The 20,592-nt window shown below is 65.2% G+C and carries 20 protein-coding genes, 1 tRNA gene and 1 pseudogene; 4 read left to right on the plus strand and 18 right to left on the minus strand.

The genetic code is table 11. From position 1 onward, the window contains the following. Window positions 1-13 precede the first annotated feature (13 nt). The 13 genes and pseudogenes from FJZ36_11635 to FJZ36_11695 form a co-directional block, all read right to left on the minus strand. Window positions 14-88: transfer RNA gene (locus FJZ36_11635), tRNA-Glu, on the minus strand. Between the two features lie 36 nt (window positions 89-124). Further along, a complete protein-coding gene (locus FJZ36_11640) occupies window positions 125-1,381 on the minus strand; it encodes an anhydro-N-acetylmuramic acid kinase (protein MBM3215554.1) in 1,257 nt (418 codons plus the stop codon). Then, window positions 1,374-2,570 carry a DUF1343 domain-containing protein gene (locus FJZ36_11645; GenBank protein MBM3215555.1) on the minus strand — a complete coding sequence of 399 codons (1,197 nt, stop codon included), beginning with the start codon at window positions 2,568-2,570 and terminating at the stop codon, window positions 1,374-1,376. Before FJZ36_11645 ends, FJZ36_11640 begins: the two co-directional genes overlap by 8 nt. Further along, window positions 2,531-3,598 (minus strand): hypothetical protein, encoded by a 1,068-nt coding sequence (locus FJZ36_11650; GenBank protein MBM3215556.1) that lies wholly within the window; start codon window positions 3,596-3,598, stop codon window positions 2,531-2,533. The genes FJZ36_11645 and FJZ36_11650 overlap by 40 nt, the downstream gene beginning before the upstream one ends. Window positions 3,599-3,605: 7 nt before the next feature. Beyond that, window positions 3,606-4,349, minus strand: a complete 744-nt coding sequence (locus FJZ36_11655; GenBank protein MBM3215557.1) for a hypothetical protein — start codon at window positions 4,347-4,349, stop codon at window positions 3,606-3,608. A 34-nt stretch (window positions 4,350-4,383) separates the two neighbouring features. After that, the gene (locus FJZ36_11660; protein ID MBM3215558.1) at window positions 4,384-5,415 is read right to left on the minus strand and encodes a beta-lactamase family protein; all 1,032 of its coding nucleotides are present in this window, start codon (window positions 5,413-5,415) and stop codon (window positions 4,384-4,386) included. Continuing rightward, the gene (rfaE2, locus tag FJZ36_11665) at window positions 5,412-5,894 is read right to left on the minus strand and encodes a D-glycero-beta-D-manno-heptose 1-phosphate adenylyltransferase (protein ID MBM3215559.1); all 483 of its coding nucleotides are present in this window, start codon (window positions 5,892-5,894) and stop codon (window positions 5,412-5,414) included. The genes FJZ36_11660 and rfaE2 overlap by 4 nt, the downstream gene beginning before the upstream one ends. Before the next feature lie 13 nt (window positions 5,895-5,907). Next, a complete protein-coding gene (locus FJZ36_11670; protein ID MBM3215560.1) occupies window positions 5,908-6,630 on the minus strand; it encodes an SDR family oxidoreductase in 723 nt (240 codons plus the stop codon). Window positions 6,631-6,713: 83 nt separating this feature from the next. After that, window positions 6,714-7,196 (minus strand): transposase, encoded by a 483-nt coding sequence (locus FJZ36_11675; protein ID MBM3215561.1) that lies wholly within the window; start codon window positions 7,194-7,196, stop codon window positions 6,714-6,716. 47 nt (window positions 7,197-7,243) lie between these two features. Beyond that, window positions 7,244-7,360, minus strand: a pseudogene (locus FJZ36_11680) (MvaI/BcnI restriction endonuclease family protein). Between the two features lie 87 nt (window positions 7,361-7,447). Then, on the minus strand, window positions 7,448-9,385 hold the full coding sequence (locus FJZ36_11685) for a hypothetical protein (protein ID MBM3215562.1): 1,938 nt from the start codon (window positions 9,383-9,385) through the stop codon (window positions 7,448-7,450). A 127-nt stretch (window positions 9,386-9,512) separates the two neighbouring features. Continuing rightward, window positions 9,513-10,415, minus strand: coding sequence for an RraA family protein (locus FJZ36_11690; GenBank protein ID MBM3215563.1), 903 nt, complete (start codon window positions 10,413-10,415; stop codon window positions 9,513-9,515). A 21-nt stretch (window positions 10,416-10,436) separates the two neighbouring features. Further along, the gene (locus FJZ36_11695; GenBank protein MBM3215564.1) at window positions 10,437-11,771 is read right to left on the minus strand and encodes a mandelate racemase/muconate lactonizing enzyme family protein; all 1,335 of its coding nucleotides are present in this window, start codon (window positions 11,769-11,771) and stop codon (window positions 10,437-10,439) included. Between the two features lie 261 nt (window positions 11,772-12,032). On the opposite strand from FJZ36_11695, the gene FJZ36_11700 reads away from it, so the two are divergent. Together FJZ36_11700 and FJZ36_11705 are read left to right on the plus strand one after the other, a co-directional pair. Then, entirely contained in the window at window positions 12,033-12,926 is an 894-nt protein-coding gene (locus tag FJZ36_11700) for a hypothetical protein (protein MBM3215565.1), read from the plus strand. Window positions 12,927-12,958: 32 nt separating this feature from the next. Beyond that, window positions 12,959-13,873, plus strand: coding sequence for a phytanoyl-CoA dioxygenase family protein (locus FJZ36_11705; protein MBM3215566.1), 915 nt, complete (start codon window positions 12,959-12,961; stop codon window positions 13,871-13,873). A gap of 110 nt (window positions 13,874-13,983) precedes the next feature. On the opposite strand, the gene FJZ36_11710 is transcribed toward FJZ36_11705, so the two are convergent. The 3 genes from FJZ36_11710 to FJZ36_11720 form a co-directional block, all read right to left on the minus strand. Beyond that, window positions 13,984-14,922, minus strand: a complete 939-nt coding sequence (locus FJZ36_11710) for a DUF2334 domain-containing protein (GenBank protein ID MBM3215567.1) — start codon at window positions 14,920-14,922, stop codon at window positions 13,984-13,986. 70 nt (window positions 14,923-14,992) lie between these two features. Next, window positions 14,993-15,784: a hypothetical protein gene (locus FJZ36_11715; protein ID MBM3215568.1), complete on the minus strand. Its 792-nt coding sequence runs from the start codon at window positions 15,782-15,784 to the stop codon at window positions 14,993-14,995. Between the two features lie 252 nt (window positions 15,785-16,036). Next, window positions 16,037-17,122 (minus strand): Gfo/Idh/MocA family oxidoreductase, encoded by a 1,086-nt coding sequence (locus FJZ36_11720; protein MBM3215569.1) that lies wholly within the window; start codon window positions 17,120-17,122, stop codon window positions 16,037-16,039. Window positions 17,123-17,451: 329 nt separating this feature from the next. Here FJZ36_11720 and FJZ36_11725 point away from each other — a divergent pair, with 329 nt between their 5' ends. Continuing rightward, window positions 17,452-18,285: a sugar phosphate isomerase/epimerase gene (locus FJZ36_11725; protein ID MBM3215570.1), complete on the plus strand. Its 834-nt coding sequence runs from the start codon at window positions 17,452-17,454 to the stop codon at window positions 18,283-18,285. After that, a complete protein-coding gene (locus FJZ36_11730) occupies window positions 18,282-19,247 on the plus strand; it encodes an aldo/keto reductase (GenBank protein MBM3215571.1) in 966 nt (321 codons plus the stop codon). The genes FJZ36_11725 and FJZ36_11730 overlap by 4 nt, the downstream gene beginning before the upstream one ends. A 31-nt stretch (window positions 19,248-19,278) precedes the next feature. On the opposite strand, the gene FJZ36_11735 is transcribed toward FJZ36_11730, so the two are convergent. Next, a complete protein-coding gene (locus FJZ36_11735; GenBank protein ID MBM3215572.1) occupies window positions 19,279-20,286 on the minus strand; it encodes a glycosyltransferase family 9 protein in 1,008 nt (335 codons plus the stop codon). A gap of 3 nt (window positions 20,287-20,289) precedes the next feature. After that, on the minus strand, window positions 20,290-20,592 hold a 303-nt coding region (locus FJZ36_11740), incomplete at its 5' end, for a phosphatase PAP2 family protein (protein MBM3215573.1).

The raw sequence follows: 20,592 nt of genomic DNA on the forward strand, positions 1-20,592 counted from the left end.
GAGTCGTGAGAAATGGTAGCGCTACGGGGATTCGAACCCCGGTTTGATGGCTGAGAACCACCCGTCCTAACCCCTAGACGATAGCGCCTCAACGCCCCTATTATGGAGGCCTCCGCAGCCGGTGTCAAGATGTTCGCCACCCCGTCCCGTCTCTGCGCTGCGGCGGCGTCACCGATCCGAGGATCACGGGGAAGGACGCCCCAGTGACACCTGAAAGGTTGGACGGCACGCCGCGGAGCGTCTCTCGCGCGAGGACGGCGAACGCGACCGCTTCCTTCGACTCGGATCGGATTCCGATGTCCGAGGGGCTCTGGGCATCGGCGACGATCCCGCTGTCGATGAGGGCGAGTCGCAGTCGGTGCATGAGCTCGGGGTTCCTCGCCCCTCCGCCGGCGACGTACACCTCATCGACCGAGCCTCGATGCGCCAAGAACCGGCGATACGCGTCGGCAATTGAGCGCGCTGTCAGTTCCGTGACCGTCGCCACGAGGTCGGCATCCGACAGGCTTCGGCGACGTCCCTCCTCGATGATGGCATTCGCATAGTCCGCGCTGAACAGCTCTCGCCCGGTGCTCTTCGGGGGAGCCAGCGCGAAGTACGCGTCGCCAAGCCGTGACGCCACGATCTCGTCGCTGGCTCGTCCCGACTTCGCGATGGCTCCGTCGAGGTCGAACGTCTGACTGCCGCCGGTCACGGCGGAGACAGTCGCATCGATCAGGCAGTTCCCGGGTCCGGTGTCGAACGCGATCACGTCGTTGGGCGTCGCGCCGGGAGCCAGATACGTGACGTTGGCGATGCCGCCGATGTTCTGTATGACGCGTCCGACCTCCGCCGACGTGTAGAGCAGCCAGTCGACGTACGGGACGAGTGGAGCCCCTTCGCCGCCTGCAGCCATGTCCGCCGCACGGAAAGAGCTCACGACGGCGGCTCCGGTTCGAGCGGCGATGACGCTGGGCTCGCCGATCTGCAGGGTTGACGGCACTTCCGATCCGGCGCTCGGCGGCGCATGCCAGACGGTCTGACCATGCGAGCCGATCGCCACGATGTCGTGTGGTGCCAGTCCCGCTTGACGGATCGCCTCGCACGCGGCAGCGGCAAACGACTCGCCGACTTCGAAGTTCAGCGCGCAGAGCTCTGCCGCGTCGGTATTCCTGCTGAACGTCTTGAGCAGGCGCTCGCGGACTCGGAGCGGATAGGGAATCGATGCCATGGCGAACTCGCGCACATGGGTCGAGCGCACATGGGTCGAGCGCGCCGAGCCTCGGATCGAGACGACGACGGCGTCCACAGCGTCTGCCGAAGTGCCGGACATGATGCCGACCCAGAAAGCCTCGTTTTGCGCTGCGCGCTCGGCAAGCGAGGCGAGCCAGTGCTTAGCCATACAGACAACATGCCTCGGCGGATTGCGAGAAATCTCGTTCGTGTCGCTGCCAGCCGTCGCACAGGTCCATCGGGTCCTCGCCGGACTCGATCCGCTCCCTCACTTCGGATGTGCCCATCAACGCGTCGAACGTCTTTCGCTGCGCCGAGCCGGTAAACGCGAACTCCGGGCTCGCTGCCCGCAGGGCACAGATCAGCTCGATTCCAGTCCGTACCGGGCGGAACGTATCCGCGTCCATGACGTGTATCTGGACGCCGCCGCACGGTTCGGCAGCGTGCTTGGACATCGTCGGCGTGAACCATGTCGGGCGGAACCGAACGCCCGGCACACGGCGATGATCGAGCGTCGCCGCGAGCCGGTACGGGTCCAGCCAAGGCGCGCCGATCAACTCGAACGGTTGCGTGGTTCCTCGCCCCTCACTGACGTTCGTGCCCTCGATCAGGCATGCGCCGGGGTAAACGAGCGCTGTGCGCGGCGTCGGCATGTTAGGCGACGGCGCGATCCATGGCAGTCCCGTGTCGTCGAACGCCATGCTTCGCCTCCAGCCGCGCATCGCGACCACGTGGATTTCGGCATCGGGCATCTCGTTCTGGACAACCCAACGGGCGAACTCGCCAACCGTCATGCTGTGGCGGATGGGTATGGGCGCACAGGCGACGAACGAGCGGTACGCCTCGTCGAACGTCGGAAGCCCCTCGTATTTCGTGCCCCCAATCGGGTTTGGGCGGTCGAGCACGATCAGGCGGATGCCGTGCGACTGCGCTGCGCCGATGGCGAGCCGGAGCGTCGAAAGATACGTGTAGAAACGCGATCCGACATCCTGAATGTCGTAGACCAGCAGGTCGATGCCCCGAAGCTGCTCGCTGGTCGGCGCGCGATGGCTGCCGTACAGGGAGAAGACGGGAACGCCCGTTCGCGGCTCGCGGGCGTCGTCGATGTGGACTCCAGCCTGGCGGGAACCCAGCACGCCGTGCTCCGGCGCGAAGATGGCTGCAAGTCGAAAGCTGGGCTGGAAGGAGAGCAACTCGATGGCGTCTGCGAGCGCGCTCGTGACGCCCGTCTGGTTCGTGATGAGCCCGACGGACGCCCCGCGCAGCGGCTCGTAGCCTCGCTCAACGAGCACGTCCAATCCGGTGGCGACCTTGGGAGTCATGGTGGGAACCCCATCCGTCCGCGCAGGTAGTCCCATACCGGCGACTTCGACCCGTCCGGGCGGATGAGCCAGAAGCCTCGCGAATCCTCGTTCTTGACGACCGGCTCGCGCTTCGGTTCGTTGCAGTAGAGCTGCCAGTAGATCACGTACGGGCAGCCCCAGTCGAGCGCGATGTCAACGACGTTCGCAACGGTCCGCAGGACGTCCGATTCGGATGTGTCCGTCTCCGGTAGCCCGTACTCGCCGACGTAGACGTTCCGGTCGCCGAACGGGGCGCTGTCCGGCGCGCGCTCCGCGATGAAGTCGAGGGATCGTCTGAACAGCGCCGGATCACGTTCCGTGTCCCACGCGGAGTACGACACCAGATCGACCGCGGTGCGCGGCAAGACGTGCGTCGTCACGGATCGTTCGTCAGTATCCATGGCGCGTCGAACGAGGTTCACCTCGGCGGCGTGGTACACGCGGACGGTCGTCTCGCCGACCTCTCGCCGAGCGCGATCGACTCCGCGTTGGCGCGCATTCAGCCAGGCGACCATGCCATCGACGGCGGTCTGAGTCGGTTCGGCGTTCGCGTCGAAACTGCCTCGGATCGCCCAGTCGCCCTCCCAGTGCTGGAGCACGAACGTCTTGCCGGTTGGTGCGTAAGTGGTCAGCAAGTGCCTGGTCAGGTCGTAGAACTGGCGCTCCTCGTTCTCTTCGTCCTCGGGTGTCATGCCGTGGATCCAGTAGTGCTCGGGCTTGCCGACGCTGTAGACGGTCAGAACGAACGTCGTGAAGGGCTTGGCGAAGAGCTCAGCGAAATAGGGCAGCCCGGCTCGCGCCGCCAGCGAGACCGCCCGTTGCCAATCCGAGTGGAAGGGATAGTCGCGTTGGGGATTGAGGAACCAGACCTTGATGACTCGCGACCCCGACTCCAGAACGCGATCCGCGCCCTCGTTCAGGTAGTTCCGCTCGGTGAACGCGTACTTGCCGGCGACGTGCGTCACGCCCAGAACGTCACGCAACTCGATGTCGGCTCCGGGCGACGCGAGCCCCGACGCGAGCGTGCCAGCGAGCAGCGCCATGACCATCCTACTTCGCCGCCTCGAACCGGAGCAGACGCCTGGTGCGCGTCTCCTTGCCCTTGCCGGCAATGCTGCCGGTTTCGTCCGACCGGACTTCGCCCACGCCGTTGGCGAACCAGCGCGTCGCCTGAAGCGTCACGACGCCACCAGGCTTCACGCCCAGCTCCGCCGACTGCTGTAGCAACTGATCCAGCATCGCGTCCACGTCTGGATTGCCGGTGTCAGCGCGAACGCCCGTGATCTCGACCACTGCGGTCTCCTTCACCGGAATCGTCGTCCAGCGCTCGACCTTCTCTGCGGTTCCAACGACGAACTGGTACCGGTACGTGACGGACAGGCGAACCTTGACCGGCGTCGACCCGAGCGTCAGTTCCGCAAGCACGGTCGTGTTGGGCATCTCGCCCGACCACGACTTGCGCCGCTGAAAGTCGTTCGGCAGATAGAGCTGCGGCGTCGCGAAGTCGATGGTCACCATGCCTTTGCGGTCGAACCCCATCGTGCGCGACAGGTAGATTCCGTCCTTCCTCTCGGTGAACCAGTTCGCCCGAATGAGCTTTCCGGCGTCGTCGCGGATCGCCTGCTTCCACGCTGGCTCGGTTTCGGTGGGTTCCTGCACCGTGGACGTGAGCTCGCCGGTCGGCGATGCATACGTCCAGACTGCGTCTGTGAAAGGAAACCACGCGCTGCCCAACGCAGCCGACACGCAGCCTACTATCAGCCAAGAGATGAACACGGCTCGAGCGCACCTCATCGTCGTCCCTCCTCACACACGGGATTCTCTACGGCTATGAGAAGACGGCGCTGAACCACTCGGCGCGGAAATCCTGGATTGCCGGGTTCAGTGCGTTCGGATGGATGCGGTTCGTGAGCAGGATCGCTGCGCGTCGACGTTTCGGATGCCAGCGGAACGCGGTTCCCGTGAAACCCGTGTGCGTCAGCGTGCCGTCCTGGAGAGCGATCCATCCGAGCGTTCGTCTCGTCTCACCATCGTCAACAACGACATCGACCAATCCGTGGTAGACCTCGGGAGGGAAAACGGGGGAACCGCCGCTCAGCAGACATCCGGCGTAGATGGCGAGGTCGTCTGCGGTCGAGAAGAGCCCCGCGTTGGCGCTGACCCCGCCGAGGAACCGGGCGTTTTCGTCGTGCACCGTGCCGCACAGGACGCCGTCGACTCGGTCGGGTCGGGCGAAGGTCTGTCCCCGCGCTGCGGCTCCCTCCTCCGATTCGGTCGCCGCGCAGTCCTCGCGCCATGCTTCAGGCGGGTTGTATGCCGTACGGCGCATTCTGAGCCGGCTGAGTAGACGGTCTTCCGCGAACTGCGACAGGCTCACGCCGGACAGACGCTCGACGAGGCGACCTAGGACGATGTACCCCAGGCAGGAGTAGACAACGCGTGCGCCGACCGGGCGTTCTTTCGCCAGCGATCCGATGTGAGAGACGACCTTGGGCGGGTTCTCCACGTCGCGGTAGAGGGGCTTCCAGGCTGGGAGCCCGGACGTGTGCGTCAGCAGGTGGCGGACAGTCGGTTCGCCGTCGCCATACTCCGGCATGTGCGCGACGACGGGGTCGTCGAGCGACAGAGCGCCGTCGTGCGCCAGCAGCAGCACGCTCGGGGCTGCCACGAGAGGCTTGGTCAGCGATGCGAGGTCGAAGAGGGTCGAGGCATTCATGGGCAGAACGCGCGGCTCGACCACGCGGTTGCCGACGACCACGCGGGTCGTGACCTGATCGCCGTCGACCACGGCTCCGACAGCCCCTGGGAACGCGCCTTCGTCGACGCCTCGCTGCAGTATCTCGGCGAGCGTCGAGGTCAACTCGCGCCCTCCCTGAACCGACGTCGGACCTCCGAGATGATGTCCGTCGTGGAGTGCGCCTCGATGCGGATCCCGACGACCACCCGACCCCCGTTCTTCTCGACAGTCTGGCGCTCGATGACCCGATCCAGCGTGTAGTCGCCTCCCTTCACGTGGATGTCGGGTCGCAGCGCGTCCAGGAGCTCGCAGGGAGTGTCCTCGCCGAAGATCGTGACGTAATCGACGCACGCGAGCGCGTCCAGCATTTCGGCGCGTTCCGACTCCGGCACGATGGGGCGCAAAGGTCCCTTGATCCGCTGCACCGAGGCGTCGCTGTTGACACCGACCACGAGCAGGTCGCCGAGAGCCCGCGCCTGCTGGAGGTACCGGACGTGCCCGACATGGAGTAGGTCGAACACGCCGTTGGTCGTGACGACACGTCGTCCGTCCTGTTTCGCACGCGCGAGTTCGACAGCGAGCTCGGAGCGCGACAGAATCATCGTGCGGGCTCCATCACGCGAGCGCGGACGGCACGAGGACGAGCTCCGGGACGCTGGCTCGCTCTGGCAACGAGGCGACGAACAGGCATGCCTCCGCGACATCTTCCGGCTGCAGCGCCTTGTCGACCACTTCGCGCGGCGTCGGCACGGGACGGCGCAGCACGAGCGGCGTATCGGTCAATCCGGGGAAGATGACCGACGTGCGGATGCCGTTGTCGCGTTCTTCACGGAATGTGCCATGCGCCAATCCGCGCATGCCGTGCTTGGTCGCCTGGTAGGCGACACCCGAAACGTCCGGCGTCTGCACGCACGCGCTCGATACGTAGATGATCAGTCCCGATCCCTGAGTGCGCATGGCGGGCAGGACCGCCTGCGTGCAATGGAGCGCCCCTGTTAGGTTCGTCGCCAGCATCATGTCCCACGTATCCGAGGACAACACGCCCAGCGCCCGATCCGGGATGTTCGTGCCGGTGACGTACGCCAGCACGTCGATCCGTCCGAATCGCTCGACGGACGCATCGATCAGGCGACGAATCTGCTCGGAATCGGTCACATCCGTCGGACACGCGAGGCATCGGTCTCCGATCCGCGCGGCGAGCGCCTCCAGCTTGTCTGCCGTCCTTGCCGCCACGACGACCGATGCGCCCGCCTCCGCGAACGCCTCTGCCGTGGCACGTCCCATGCCGCTGCTGGCTCCGATGATCACGGCGACCTTGCCAGCCAATCGCTGACCCACTCGGCTTGCTCCTCGGTATGGTGTCGTCGAATCCCCTGGTGATCCTACCAGAGCTGCGATCAGCAGTCATGGGGCACGGCTGTTTACTTCTCCCGTGCGGCGTCGATGAGCGCCTGGGCTCTCACGGGTCTGGCTGCGAACGTGCGATGTGCGGATGCGATGTTGGTGTATCCAGCCATCCGGATCAGATTGATGGCGATGTTGCGCAGCGCCGCCATCACTTGGGGAGTGTGAGCGCAACGAATCGCGGATCGGTCTTCGTCGTAGGCGACGTCTCGTACCCAATGCAGACGGTTCTCGATGCGCCAATGACATCGCACCCGAGCCAGCAGTTGCATCGCCGTCATGCGCTCCGGCGGCAGACTCGTCAGTCCATAGACCACCTGCACGCAGCTCAATGCCGCTATGATCAGTTCCGGCGCACATTTTGACCGCACGGATTGAGGCAGAACCACTCCCGACGCGATCCTCGCACAAGGGCAGCCCGATCCCGAAGACGGGTAGGTCATCGTGCGCCGGTGGCGGACCCGGCGCACCGTCGACGGCTCGCAGAGAAGGATAGCCAAGGACGTGCCTCTGAGCTCGGCGCGGCTTACACGCGATCGGGCAACGGTCAGAAGAGCTGTTCGCGGCGATCGTAGAGATCGGGCAGGCGGTTCCGCCGAATGCGGAACTTCGTCCCGTGATCGTGTCCCGTACGTGCGTCGAAGTCGACGCGCACGTCACCGTCGACGGCTCGGTGCAAGGTCGCGTCAGGGCACCGGTACCGTATGCCAGTGTCGCGACAGGGTCCGTGTCACCATACTGTCTCTCAGCCCTACTCAGCGAGCACCATTCGGTGCGTGTCGCGATAGCGCCCGGCGTCGATGGTGTACCAGTAGACGCCCGACGCAGCACGTTCGCCGATCGCTGTCGTCCCATCCCAGTAGAGCGCCTTGTTGCGAGTGTCGTAGCGGCCCGCGGGCAGCGTGCCGAGTCGAAACTCACGCACGAGTGCTCCCTGACCATCGAACACGCGTATCGTCACATCGGACGATTCAGCCAGCTGAAACGGGAGCCACGTCTCCGGATTGAACGGGTTCGGGAAGTTAGCCAGCAGAGACGTTGTGGTAGGAACAGCCATCGCGGCAAAGCGCTCAAGATTGGCAATCGCTTTACGGTACAGGTCTGATCCATCATCTGCCCGGCGAAGTTCTGCCAGATGCCGCTCGAGCATCCCACTATCCCCTAGCTGCGGCAAGCGCGGCGCGCCTGCAACAATGGCTGTGCGTTCGCCGAAATGCAGTGCAACCGCTACTAGATCGGACGTGTTCACCAGTCCATCGGCGTTGACATCAGCCCGAGGGTTCGTCCCCTGCGCGACGATCGTCAGGTCGAGAATGTCTACGATGCCATCTAGGTTGACGTCGTACGGATACGGCGTTCCGTCAACGACGTCGACAGCCCCAGCCAAGACGCGAGATCGTAGCCTGCGGCCGTTCGCGTCTGTCAGAATGAGATTCGTCACTTCTACGGGAGCACTGCCAAGGAACACCGCAGACGCAACGAATGACACGCTGGCAAGACTGCCGTTCCCACTGAATGAAGCCCCGCCGATGGTTGTCAGTCGCACGCTACTGACAGTTCCGAGTAACGAGTCATCAAGGGCATTGTGCGCAGTACCGCTATCGCCGTACGACCAACCATTGCCTGCAGCGGTGGAGAACACGTCTCCTGGCAGGCGTATGCGGACGCTCACGGTCAGTAGACGTAGCCAGTCAAACCTGAGATCAAACTGGTAGCCCGCCAGTCCAGTTACGTTCTCGATTCGCACTTTCACTGATCCGATTGAGCCCTTTTGCGCACGCGCCGATTCCACGACGACGACTGTCTTAGGTGGCGTGCCCGACGGCGACCATGAAGGATAGTGGTCTGCCGCGCCATGTCGCGTGAGGTTCGCGGGGTACGTTCCGTTGGACCACATCGTGTGGATTTCAGCGTTCCCTGTCCGAGTGGTCTCGAACACAATCTGGTCCGATTCTGTGTCCCAGGTGGACGACCACGAGGCGTATAAATCGTCTGAGACGTTGTTGGTCAAATTGCGTTGGTCCACGCCATTCGACAGCATCGTACAGATTTCCCAATCACCCCCATCGCGGTTCGAAGTGAAAGCGAGCTTCGCGCCGTCGGGCGACCAAGCGGGAGACCAGTCTACGGCAGCATGGAATGTCAGGTTGACTGGGGATGCCCCGTCTGCGCCCATCGCCCAAACGTCCCAGTTGCCGCCCCGATCTGACTGAAACGCGATTTTGTAGCCATCAGGCGACCAGGCAGGACGGGCATCTGCGGCTCCATTCCTTGATAGGTTCGTAGGGTAAGTGCCGTCGAAGTTCATCGCGTACACTTCCAAGTTCCCGTCGCGGTCCGTTTCCCACGCGATCCGCTTGCTGTCGGGCGACCAGCAAGGGCGCTCGTCGCGGCTTCCATGGTTGGTCAGATTGACAGGGTTCGAGCCGTCTGCGTTCATGACCCAGATATCCCAGTTACCCGTGCGGTTTGACTGAAAGGCGATCTTCATACCGTCTGGCGACCACGCGGGAGACCAATCGCTGCTGGTGTTCCGGGAAAGATTGTATGGGTTGCTCCCGTCCCACCCCATCCGGTATATCTCCCAGTTGCCGTCGCGGTATGACGTGAACGCGACCTGGTCAACGCTATCCGCCACCGCACACAACGGTATACTGACGAGGGCGAAGGCGAGAATCAGTCGACTCATGTTCCTTCCTTCACACGTAAGGGTTGCGTTAAGCGCCACACCTTGGATCGTTCCCGATCCTCGTCACGATCCTACCAACTAACGACGTTGACGACATTCTGGATACTAAAGTAACTCACGCCACACCTCAGAGCCGCACCTCCGAGCTCGGCGCGTCGCCCACCTTCTTCCGGGCGTCGGCGAGCTCGTCGTCCCACGTCAGATGCCGGTACTCCTCGGGCCCGTCCGACGCGAACCACGCGACGAAATCCTCCCAGATCGGCAGCGACCACGCCGCGTCGATCTGCGCCGTCGTGTAGACCCCCTCATCGAGCCGCTGGAACCCGAAGATGTCGCGCACGTGCGACTTCTCCGCCGGGATGAGGCACGACTCCGCCAAATGCGGCGGGATGAAGAGCACGCCCGCCGGCGTTCCCAGGACGACATCGCCCGGCATACAGATGGCGTTCCCGATCCGGCACGGGACGTTCATGCCCGTCATCGACACCTCGCCTATGCCCGTCGGATCGTTCCCGCGGTAGAACGTCTGGATCGCGTCGATCTCCATGATCTGCTGCAGGTCGCGCACGCCGCCCCAGATGACCGATCCGCCGCGCACCGTCCGCGCCGCGATCGCCGTCGAGAGGTTCCCGCCGACGTAGGTTCCCTGGAAGATCTTGTCGAACAGATCGACGACGAGAACATCGTCCTCGACGAGTGAATCGACCACCCAGGCGTTGAAGAACCCGCGCCTGCCCTCGTTCTCGTGTCCGTGCTTGAGCAGCGTGTTGTGCAGGTCGGGGCGCATGGGAACCATGACGCACGTCACGGCGCGTCCGACGAGCACTTTGCCCGGATGTACCACGCGGAAGTCGCCCTGGAACTGGAACCGGAACCCCTGTCCCCAGAGCGGGCCCCACGCCTCTTCAAGCGTCACGCGCGCCATGCGGCGCAGAATCTCCGTCGGAACCTTCGGGCGGCCGTTGGGGAAGCGTTCGCCCTGCCAATGCGGTGTCAGTTGGATGATGTCGTCGCGGCTGTCGAAGTTCACGGTATGCCTTTCTGTGCGGCGTCAGCTCCAGAGCCGGTCGGAGGAACGCTCGGAGTCCCACTCGGTCGTCGGTTCGAAGTAGCCGGGGTCGTTCGGGTCGAGGTGCTCGCGCACGATGTCGGAGTTCAGCTCGATGCCCAGTCCGGGCGTGTCGGGAACCCGGATGAAGCCGTTCTGGATGATCGGGTTCGGCAGCCCGGTGACGAGCTCGTTCCACCAGGGCAGATCGACGGAGTGGTTCTCCAGGGCGATGAAGTTCTCCGTGGCGGCGGCGCAATGGACGGACGCCATCGCTGCGACGGGGCTCCCCGCCATGTGCATCGCCATCTGGACACCGTAGTCCAGCGCCAGATCGCCGATCTTCTTGGTCTCCAAGATGCCGCCCGACGTCGCCAGGTCCGGATGGCAGACGGCGATCGCCCGCTGCTGGAACAGCGGCAGGAAGGGCTCCTTCAGGTAGATGTCCTCGCCGGTGCAGATGGGAGTCTCGCACGAGTTGGACAGCCGGACGTACTGATCCGTGAACTGCCACGGGATCATGTCTTCGAGCCACGCGAGACGGTACTTGTCGAGGGCCCGCGCGAGCCGGATGCAGTCTTCGACGCCGATGTGCCCGAAGTGATCGACCGCGAGGGGGACCTCGTAGCCGATGATCTCGCGCACTTCCTCGACGTAGTCGCACAGGATGCCGATGCCCTTGTCCGTGACGTGGATGCCCGTGAACGGGTGCATGATGTGCCAAGTCTGGGTCATCCCGGACGGCGCGGAGAGCGTGTCGGGTATGCCGCGCAGCATGTTGATCCCGACGTCCATCTTCAGGAACGTGAACCCCTGGCCCATCCGCGCCTTGAGGGCGCGCCCCATTTCCTGAGCCGTCCGCGCGTGGTTGTCGCAGTAGACGCGTACCGAGTCGCGGAACTTACCCCCAGCGAGCTGATACGCTGGAACGCCGTACGCCTTGCCGGCGAGGTCCATCAGCGCCATCTCGATGCCGCAGACGCCGCCGCCCTGCCGCGCATGTCCGCCGAACTGCTTGATCTTGCGGAAGAGCCGGTCGACGTCGCAGGGGTTCTCGCCCAGGATGCGGCTCTTGAGGAGGAGCGCGTAGGTCTTGCTCGCGCCGTCGCGCACCTCGCCCAAGCCGGAGATGCCCTGGTTCGTGTCGATGCGGATGATCGGGCAGCGCATCGGCGCCCCGATGACGGTCGCGATTCTCAGATCGGTGATGCGGAGCTCGGACGGACGCGAGTTCGTGTTGACGCGGTCGAGGGTGGTGTCGCTGGCTTCCTTGCGGGCGGCGGCTCGCCTTGGCACGGGCTCTCCTTCGCTCAGATTGGCGCAGACGGGTGCGGGCATGTCTCGGCGTCGGACGAGCATAGCACAACGCGGCTGAGGCGCGGAACCGAGGCTGAGCCCTCGTCTCGCCCTTAAGGGAGAGGAACCAGACGTACGCCGCAGATCGTCGCTCCCGCGCAAGCGGGAGTCTAGAGCCTGGATTCCCGCTTCCGCGCGAATGACAGACCAAGCCAGCTAGATACGGCGTCCGGTGAGACCTGCTCATGGAATCGCCGTCGTTCCGAGCCAGACGGCTTGAGCCTCCGAGCCCGCGTCGCTAGAATGAGCCGATCACGCACGCACGCACGCACCAACGAGAGCCTCATGCCAACCACTGACTTTGTCGCCGTCGGGCACATCTGTCACGACGTCGCCCTGAACGGCTTTGTCCTCGGCGGGGCCGCCGGGTACTCCTGCATCACTGCGCGGAACTTGGGCGCGTCGCCAGCCGCCGTCACGTCGTTCGCCAGCGACCTGAACGCCGCTGACCCTCTCCTGCGTGGCATTGAGCTCGCCACCAGCCCAAGCGCCGCGACGACGACCTTCCACAACGTCTACGACGAACGCGGACACCGCAAGCAGACGCTCTTGGCGCGCGCGGATATCCTGACACGCGCGAGCGTCCCAGCCCGTTGGAGCGATGCCGCCGTCGTCTATCTCTGCCCCATCGCCGACGAGGTGCAGGCAGACGTCCTCGACGCGTTCGACGGCGGAACCATCGGTGCGACGCCGCAGGGATGGCTTCGCGCGTGGGACTCGGACGGCATCGTGCGTCACAAGCGCTTCGAGAACGCAGAGTCGATCCTACCCCGTCTCGATGTCCTTGTCCTGAGCACCGAGGACATCGCCCCGTTCCCCGACGAGCTCGACCGCTACCGCGCCCTGACGCGTCGAGTCATCATGACGCAAGGGTCCAGTGGGGCGACGCTCTACGAAGGCAAGAAGGCGAGGACGTTCCCCGCCTACCGCGCCGAGGAGGAGGATCCGACGGGAGCCGGAGACGTGTTCGCGGCGGCGTTCCTGATACGGTTCGCGCAGACTCGCGACGCCCGGGAATCGATCGACTTCGCCCATTGTGTCGCGTCGTTCGCGGTCGAAGGCGTCGGCGCGAGCGCGATCCCGTCGATTGAGCAGGTCGAGGAACGGAGGCGGCGAGGACACAAGGCGGACGCATGAGCCGCCTCTGCCGGTGAGGAGGTAAGCCAGCCATGTCGGAACCCGAATACCGCAGAGCCCCGTCGGGCTTCACGCCTGAGCAGTGGGAGGCGTTCATGGAGGAAGGGCTCCTCGTCCTTGAGGACGCCCTGTCTCCCGACGAGGTCGCCTACTACACGGACGCCATCGACCGTCTGTGCGCGAGCGATCCGAGGTTCGACGCCAGCCGGTTCTACGGACCCGACAACGCCGTCGAGCGCGCACCGGAGTTCGCGGAGCTCATCGACCACCTTCGCCACGTCGGGTTCGTCTACGACGTGTACGGCGAGCTCCTGAAGCTCCACATCTCGCAGGTGTTCGTGCGTCCGCGCAGGAGTTCCTACAACGCGTGGCATCCCGACGGCGCGCGAATGGTTCCCTACGGCGTCTTCTGCCCGTTCATGCCGATCCAGATCAAGGTCAGCTACTGGTTGACCGACACGCTGGAACTGCGCATGGGCAACTTCGTCTACCTGCCGGGGAGCCACCGCAGCCAGACGATGCCCGCGTACACGACGCACGAGTCGGTTCCCGGCGAGAAGGTGCTTTGCTGCCGCGCAGGAACCATTACGCTGATGCACTGCAACGTCTGGCACCGCGTCGAGCCGAACGACTCGGACGCCGTGCGCAAGAACATCTTTCTGGCCTACTGCCCGTCGTGGGTATGCGAAGCGGATCGGCTGAAGTCGTCGGACGAGTGGCTCGGAACGCTGAACCGCGAGCAGCGTATCATCATGCGCGCCTACGGACACGCCTACGCCCGGACGAAGCCGCCCGCCGAGGACGCCCCGCTCTTCCTCGACCGGGAGACCGGCGCAAACTCCGACGCTGACGTCGATCCGCGTGTTCCGCTCCATTCCCGCAAGCGCCGTACGACCATCGAGAAGTGGATCGAGAAGGGCATTGTCCCTGATCCCCACTCCGGCTGACAGCGCTCAGTAACCCCTCATCCTGACCTTCTCCTACAAGGGGAGAAGGAACCGGAAGGCTCCCTCTCCCATCGCGGGAGAGGGCGGGGGTGAAGGGCGATGGCGCGTCCTCAGACGGCGAGGAGATGGGGTCCCTCAACCGTCGCGGCGGCGTCGAGCGCACCGGAGGTCGCCAGCGCCCCTAAGGTCGTGAACCGCCCGCCCAGTCGGTCGACCGCCTTGGCGACGTGATCCACGAGCCGGAACGCGTAGTCGATGTCGTCGGCGATCCCGTGCGTGTGCATCAAGATCGTGACGATGGGGCTCTGGTCGGCGATCCGCTCGATGTCGACAGACGCCAGCGCGAGGAAGTCCGACTCCCGCGCCGACGACCCGCGCCACGTGTACTCGTTCAGGATGGGAGCCTGAACGATATCGCTGTACCAGCGGAAGGGCTGATAGGGGATCGTGTCCACCCACTTCTGCGATAGATCGCCGCTGCGATGTGGCAGGTGTTCGTAGCCTGTCGCGCTGATGTACATGCACGACTCATAGTGGATGCCCGCGTCGCGCAGGGCGGCGTAGAGCGGCCGCGAGATCGCGCCGCACGGCGCGCGGAACACGGTCGGATGTACGCCGAGGTCGTTTCGGAAGATGCGCAAGCCCTCTGCGATTCTGCCTCCGAGGGCTGCCACCGTGTAGCGGGGCATCAGTTCCTCGCGCCGTGCCGCGAAGTCCGACTCGAACTGGGTCCCGATGGAGGTAGCGGGCCACGCGGGAGGACCGAACTCGTAGCAATCCTCGTGCGTCAAGCCGTGAAGCTGGATGTCGTGATCCGCATCCCGAGCAGACAGGACCATGCGCTTCCACGCCTCGGACAGCGAGTTCCCGCCCGGCTTCGGCACGACGAACCACGTCGCGCGCAGATTCCGTTCCTCGAATCGCCGGCAGGCGTCCTCCATTGCTCGCGCCGAATCGTCGCCCCCGCCGCCGGCGTCGTCGATGCTCCATGCGAACTGAGCCATGGTCGTCCTTTCCACATGCCATCGATCCAGCTCAAGGGTTGTCATGTTGAGCGAAGCGAAACAGCTCTGCGGCCGCGAGACTCCTCGCCTTCGGCTCAGAATGACATCGGAACAGTCACGCCTGGATCAGGCGATAGGTGCACGACTGGACGAGGCTGTAGACCGGAAGCTCCGGGAAGTTGCTGCGGATATGGTCCGCCAGGAGCTCCATGCCGTGGACCTCTGTGACGGCGTGGTTCACGACAATCGCCGGCACGCCCATGTCGAGCGCGAGGGCCCCATCGCGCCAGTATGAGAACCCGTCGTCGGAGCAGATCGCCAGGTCGGCGTTGTACGCGTCGAGGAAGTGCATAAAGGGCGTGATCGCGCCGGTTCCGATGGCACATCGCGTCACGGGGCGATCCGGCTCTCCGATGAGCTGGACAGCTTCCTGACCCAGCGGCTTCGTCGCGCGGGCGATCTGCTTCGCCACGTCCTCCGCCGTGCGTCCCGACACGTCGTACACACGGTAGTAGCCCTCGCCGGCGATGGAGTCGGAGAACCCGAGCTGCTGTGCCCACGAGTCCGGGATGCCGATGCCGCGCACCTGATCCCAGAGGTCGTGGCAGCGCATGACGACCATTCCGGCGTGTTCGAGGAACTCGCGCTTCGCCCGGACGCTCTCGTAGCGGAAGATGCGCTCGTCGTTGTCGTGGTGGTTGTAGTAGGTCGGCTCGTGCGTGATGAAGACGTTGCAGCCCCGCTCGAGCGCGCGTTCCAGCGACCGAGTCGTGCTCATCCACGCGACGACGATCCCCTTGATCGCCACATCGGGCGAGCCCGACTTGAGCGTGTCCACCGTCGATTCCCAGTTGACCCACCCGCCGTCCATCTCGCGGAGGAACCGCTGCAGGTCCGCGACCGTCATGGCTTCGCCCTCCCTTCGCCTCGGCTGTCTCGGTGTGCGGGCTCTGACCTTCGTTCCCGCTCAACTCGCTCGCGGAGGCAATCGACCCGTCGCGCCATCCTCTTGCAGCAAGAGCGCAAGCTCTCGTTTCATGCGAACCGGGGAACGCACGGCGATGATGCGGACAAGCTCCGCTTCGGAGCGGTCGAGCAGGTGGTCCACGTTCCAGAAGAGCGTCTTGCCGGAGCGCGGAAGCAGGAAGGCGACCGTCCGTCACTTCGCGAGCTTGATGCGGACTTCCTTCCCCGTCTCCGCGCTCTTGAGGAGCCCCTCCATCATCTGCTGAACGATGAGCCCGTGGCGCAGCGGCGCGGGGCACTCCTCGCCGTCGAGGATCGACCCGATGAAGTGATCCGCGATGCGGTCCCACGCCTCGCCTTCGCGCGGGAGCTCGACGCGCACGTCCTGCGTCGTGCCGTCGTCGCCCTTGTAGAGCGTCAGCGGGCTGAGCCTGCCGCCAGCTTCGGTTCCAAAGAGCTCCATCTGGAACTCGCCCGGCTGATGGGACGCCCAGAAGCTCTCGATCTGGAGTCCGGTTCCGTTCTCGAACCGGATGAACCCGCCCGCGTAGTCATCGGCGGCGTACTGCTCATAGAAGTCCTTGGGCGGCATCTTGCCGTTCCAATAGCCGAGCCCGCGCGGTCCGAAGTGGGCTCCTGCGACGCCGAGGACGCTCATCGGCTTGGGCATGCCGAGGACCCACCACACCGCGTCGAGGGCATGAACGCCCATGTCGCGGAACGCGCCGCCGCCTTTCTGGATGAATCCGAGGCTCCAGTTGGGGATGCCGTTACGTCGGACGCTGCGCGCGCGGGCGTAGTAGAGGTCGCCGAAGTAGCCCTGCCGGGCCCGGTCGCCCAGGTAGATGCAGTCCTGCCCGAAGCGCGTCGAGAGCGACATCATGTTGACGACGCCCGCAGCCTCCGCCTCTTTGACGAGGCTCGCGGCGGCTTCTTCGGAGTCCGCCAGGGGCTTAGTCACCATGACGTGCTTGCCGTTGCGGACGGCTTCCAGCGCGACGGGGACGTGCCACTGGTTCGGCGTGCCGACGAACACGGCGTCGATCTCCGGGTCCTGGCACATCTTCTCGTAGCTGGTGTAGTAGCGGACATCGTGCCCTAGCTCGCGGGCGTAGTCCTTCATGCGGTCTTCGAGAAGGTCGCACAGGGCGACAACCTCGCCGCGCGGATGGCGATCGAGCGCCCGGCCGTTGGGCCTGCCGATGCCCATGCCGACGACGCATACGCGCACCTTGTCGGGCTTCTTCGCCTTCGCCGTTCTCGTCTGTCGTGCCGCCATGTCGGTTGCTCCTCACGGATGCCGTGATCGCGCTTGAGCGTTCGACTGTCCCTCTGAGACACTATTGAGACACTATGCCGGACGAGCTCATAGCACAGCGGGCGCGAAGGCACAACGCGCCGAAGCAAGGGAACACCGTCTCGGTCCCTCACCTAACCTCATCCTGAGGGGAGAGGAACCGGATGAGCCGCTTCTCCATTCAGGGAGAGGGTTAGGATGGATGGAGCGTCTGGATGCCCGTCATCCAAGACTTCTCCCGCGACGCTGCTTCCGCGAGAATGGGAACGCCAACCTGACCCGCGCGCGTAAAGCCAACCGCAGGAGGCATCGTGGTCATGTCGAAGGAGTACCCGATCTCGCTCTTCAGCCAGAGCTTGTTCGCGTTGCCGCTGCGCGAAGCCATCGACGGGGCGGCTCGCGCCGGATATGCCGCCATCGAGTTGGCGTGCGCGGCTCCGCATCTTGACGCCGAGACGGCACGCTCGCGTTCCGGCGAGGTCGCGTCGTGGATACGGGACGCCGGCATGGCAGTCTCCGCGCTGTCGGGGTTCAACCGGTTCACCGACGGCGGAACTCTCGATGCCGAGCTCGCGGCTGCCGAGATATACCTGCGCGCCGCGCCGGCGTTGGGAACGGGCATCGTCAAGCTGACGCCGGGCGCTCCGGCATCCGCGCTGGCGACGCAGGAGCACTGGGACACGCTCGCCCGCGCGCTGGATCGCCTGATCCCAGTCGCGGAGTCGCTCGACCTGCGCCTGGCGTTCGAGACGCACATGCGGCAGGTCACCGACACGCTCGCCGGAACGCGGCGGTTCCTGTCACTCTCGGATGCGCCGTGCATCGGGCTGACCATCGACTTCTCGAACTTCGCGTTCGCGCGCGAGAGCGTTCCCGAAGCCGTCTTGGAGCTGGGGTCCCGGTCATTCAACGCCCACGTCAAGAACGGGCGGATCCGCGACGACGGGTCGTGGGACTTCCTGCCGCTGGACGAGGGCTGGACGAGCTACCCCGACGTATTGCGCGCCCTCGATCAGGTGGGCTACCAGGGGTACTTGACCGTCGAGTGCTTGGGAGCCGACGCGAAGGAGCGTCCCCTGGAGACCGCCTCGCGCGACCGCCTCATCCTCGAACGCTTTCTCCGCGATCAGGAGGGAACCGCATGAGCGACTGGCTCGACGCGACGCTGCGAGTGGACGGGATCGACAAGCCACTGTCCACGTTGGCGCTGGGAACCGCGTTCTTCGCCCGCCGATCCGCCGAGGCGTACCACGGGCTTCTCGACACCTTCACGGACGCCGGAGGCACCCTTGTCGATACGGCGCGCATCTATGCAGGCGGCGAGAGCGAATCGCTCATCGGCGAGTGGTTCGACCGGAGCGGCAAGCGCGACCGGATCGTGCTCATCACGAAGGGCGGGCACGGGGCGGACAACTATCTGCCGTCCAGCGACCTCGAGAGCGTCCTGCGCGGCGAGTTGGCGATCAGTCTGGAACGGCTCCGCACCGACTGGATCGACCTCTATATGCTCCATCGCGACAACCAGGAGGTTCCCGTCAGCGAGATCATGGAGCCGCTCAACGCGCTCGTGTCCGACGGAGCCGTGCGCACGCTCGGCGCGTCGAACTGGGAGTACCGCCGCGTCGCCGAGGCGCAGGAGTACGCCGAGAAGCGAGGGCTCGTCGCGTTCGGCGTCGTCAGCAACACGCTGAGCCTGGCGCGTCCCGTTGCGAACTTCTTCCGGGGACTCGTCACGGTCGATCCAGTCGGCGAGGCGTGGCACGAGCGGACGGGGATGCCGCTGATCCCGTGGTCGTCGCAGGCGCGGGGGTTCTATACGGATCGGTTCCCGCCGGAACGCCGGAAGAACCCGGCTCCCGACGAGCGGCAGATGTACCGCTGCTACGGGAGCGACGAGAACTTCGAGCGGCGACGGCGCGCGTGGGAGCTGGGCGAGCGAAAGAGCGTGACGGGCATGGAGATCGCGCTGGCGTGGCTGCTGCGCCGACCGTTCCCGGTCGTGCCGGTCGTCGGACCTCGGACGGCGGACGAGCTCGATTCGTGCATCCGCGCAACGCATCTGCGGCTCACGGACGCTGAATCGGACTGGCTCGACCTCAAGGCATAGCGAGCTTCCCATCGCCCAGTCCTTGTTCCGCCTATTGAGGAAACGGTGTTAGGTCGCATACCCCTCGCCAGACGGCATCGACCTGGATCAACTGCATGCAGGCGTTGTTGCGGCAGTGGTCGCGGAACTGCTTGCAGGGGCTGCACGCGATCGGCTCGCGGATGGCGATATGGGGCAGCTTCGGGGCGAAACGCTCGAACCGTCCGGGTCCGAAGAGCGCGACGGTTGGCGTTCCCACGGCGACCGCCAGATGCATGGGTCCCGTGTCGTTCGAGAGAAACACGCCGCATCGAGCGATGATGCCCGCGAGGACGCCCAGCGGCAGGTCCATCAGCGGCACGGCGGAGCTCCCGACACTCTCCACGATCCGCTCGACGAGATCGCATTCATTCCCGGCTCCGACGACGACCGCCCTTCCGCCTGTCTCCGCCGAGAACCGACGAGCGACCTCGGCGAAGCGCTCCGGCATCCACGCTCGCGGACGCCATCCTGCTCCGGGGAAGATGCCGAGTGTCGGGGCTCCAGCGTCGATGCGGTGACCGCGCAAGAGCTCGTCTGCCTTCGCTGCGTCGTCCGGCGGCACGACGACTTCCAGTCGAGCGTCGCCATCCAATGCTTCGAGTGGAGCCAGCGCGGCGAGCGCACGGCCTCCGGCATACGCGGACGGATCGAGAGCCACACGACGGTTGTCGAGCCGGGTTCCCCCGATGCGCGTTCGTATTCGCGCAAGGAACGTCAGCGCGGCGGTCTTGGCGCGTCGGTGCATGTCCACGGACACATCGAACCGCTCGGAGCGGATGAACCGGATGCTCTCCCAGAACGCGGCTGGGCTCCGGTTCGACCGCTGGCGATCCAGCGTCAGGACGGCGTCGAGATGGGGGTTCGCGGAGAGGAGCGGCGCGTAGCTCTCGTTGGTCAGGAAGGCGATGCGGGCGTCGGGGAACCGCTCGCGGGCGGCGCGGATGGCGGGGGTGGTCAGGACGACGTCGCCCATCGAGCTGAGACGGATCAACAGGATGCGGGGCGAGCCGTTCGGCATGGGTCAGAACGCGATCGAGAGGATGTCGGTCTCGTAGCGAAGAACGATGCGGGGCATCACGATCCCGATCGCCGCACCTGCGAGGACGTCGCTCGGATAGTGCCTTCCGAAGTAGACCCGCGCGTACCCGACGCCCACCGCCAGTCCGTAGAACACGACACGGTACTTCGGGTAGCGATGGCTCAGCACCGTCGCGACGCTGAACGCGGTGGTCGCGTGGCCCGATGGCATCGAGCGCGTGTCCTCCGGGTTGAGCGGGCGCGGACGCCGGATCGTCCGTTTGAGCCCTTCGGTGACTGCCATACT

The organism is Candidatus Poribacteria bacterium (assembly GCA_016866785.1).
GTDB lineage: Bacteria > Poribacteria > WGA-4E.

Coding starts and splice junctions, on each gene's coding strand:
- FJZ36_11735 (MBM3215572.1), bottom strand. CDS start 20,286: ATGCCGAACGGCTCGCCCCGCATCCTGTTGATCCGTCTCAGCTCGATG.
- FJZ36_11715 (MBM3215568.1), bottom strand. CDS start 15,784: ATGACGGTCGCGGACCTGCAGCGGTTCCTCCGCGAGATGGACGGCGGG.
- FJZ36_11710 (MBM3215567.1), bottom strand. CDS start 14,922: ATGACAACCCTTGAGCTGGATCGATGGCATGTGGAAAGGACGACCATG.
- FJZ36_11685 (MBM3215562.1), bottom strand. CDS start 9,385: ATGAGTCGACTGATTCTCGCCTTCGCCCTCGTCAGTATACCGTTGTGT.
- rfaE2 (MBM3215559.1), bottom strand. CDS start 5,894: ATGATTCTGTCGCGCTCCGAGCTCGCTGTCGAACTCGCGCGTGCGAAA.
- FJZ36_11695 (MBM3215564.1), bottom strand. CDS start 11,771: ATGCCCGCACCCGTCTGCGCCAATCTGAGCGAAGGAGAGCCCGTGCCA.
- FJZ36_11730 (MBM3215571.1), top strand. CDS start 18,282: ATGAGCGACTGGCTCGACGCGACGCTGCGAGTGGACGGGATCGACAAG.
- FJZ36_11655 (MBM3215557.1), bottom strand. CDS start 4,349: ATGAGGTGCGCTCGAGCCGTGTTCATCTCTTGGCTGATAGTAGGCTGC.
- FJZ36_11650 (MBM3215556.1), bottom strand. CDS start 3,598: ATGGCGCTGCTCGCTGGCACGCTCGCGTCGGGGCTCGCGTCGCCCGGA.
- FJZ36_11640 (MBM3215554.1), bottom strand. CDS start 1,381: ATGGCTAAGCACTGGCTCGCCTCGCTTGCCGAGCGCGCAGCGCAAAAC.
- FJZ36_11705 (MBM3215566.1), top strand. CDS start 12,959: ATGTCGGAACCCGAATACCGCAGAGCCCCGTCGGGCTTCACGCCTGAG.
- FJZ36_11700 (MBM3215565.1), top strand. CDS start 12,033: ATGAGCCGATCACGCACGCACGCACGCACCAACGAGAGCCTCATGCCA.
- FJZ36_11645 (MBM3215555.1), bottom strand. CDS start 2,570: ATGGGACTACCTGCGCGGACGGATGGGGTTCCCACCATGACTCCCAAG.
- FJZ36_11720 (MBM3215569.1), bottom strand. CDS start 17,122: ATGGCGGCACGACAGACGAGAACGGCGAAGGCGAAGAAGCCCGACAAG.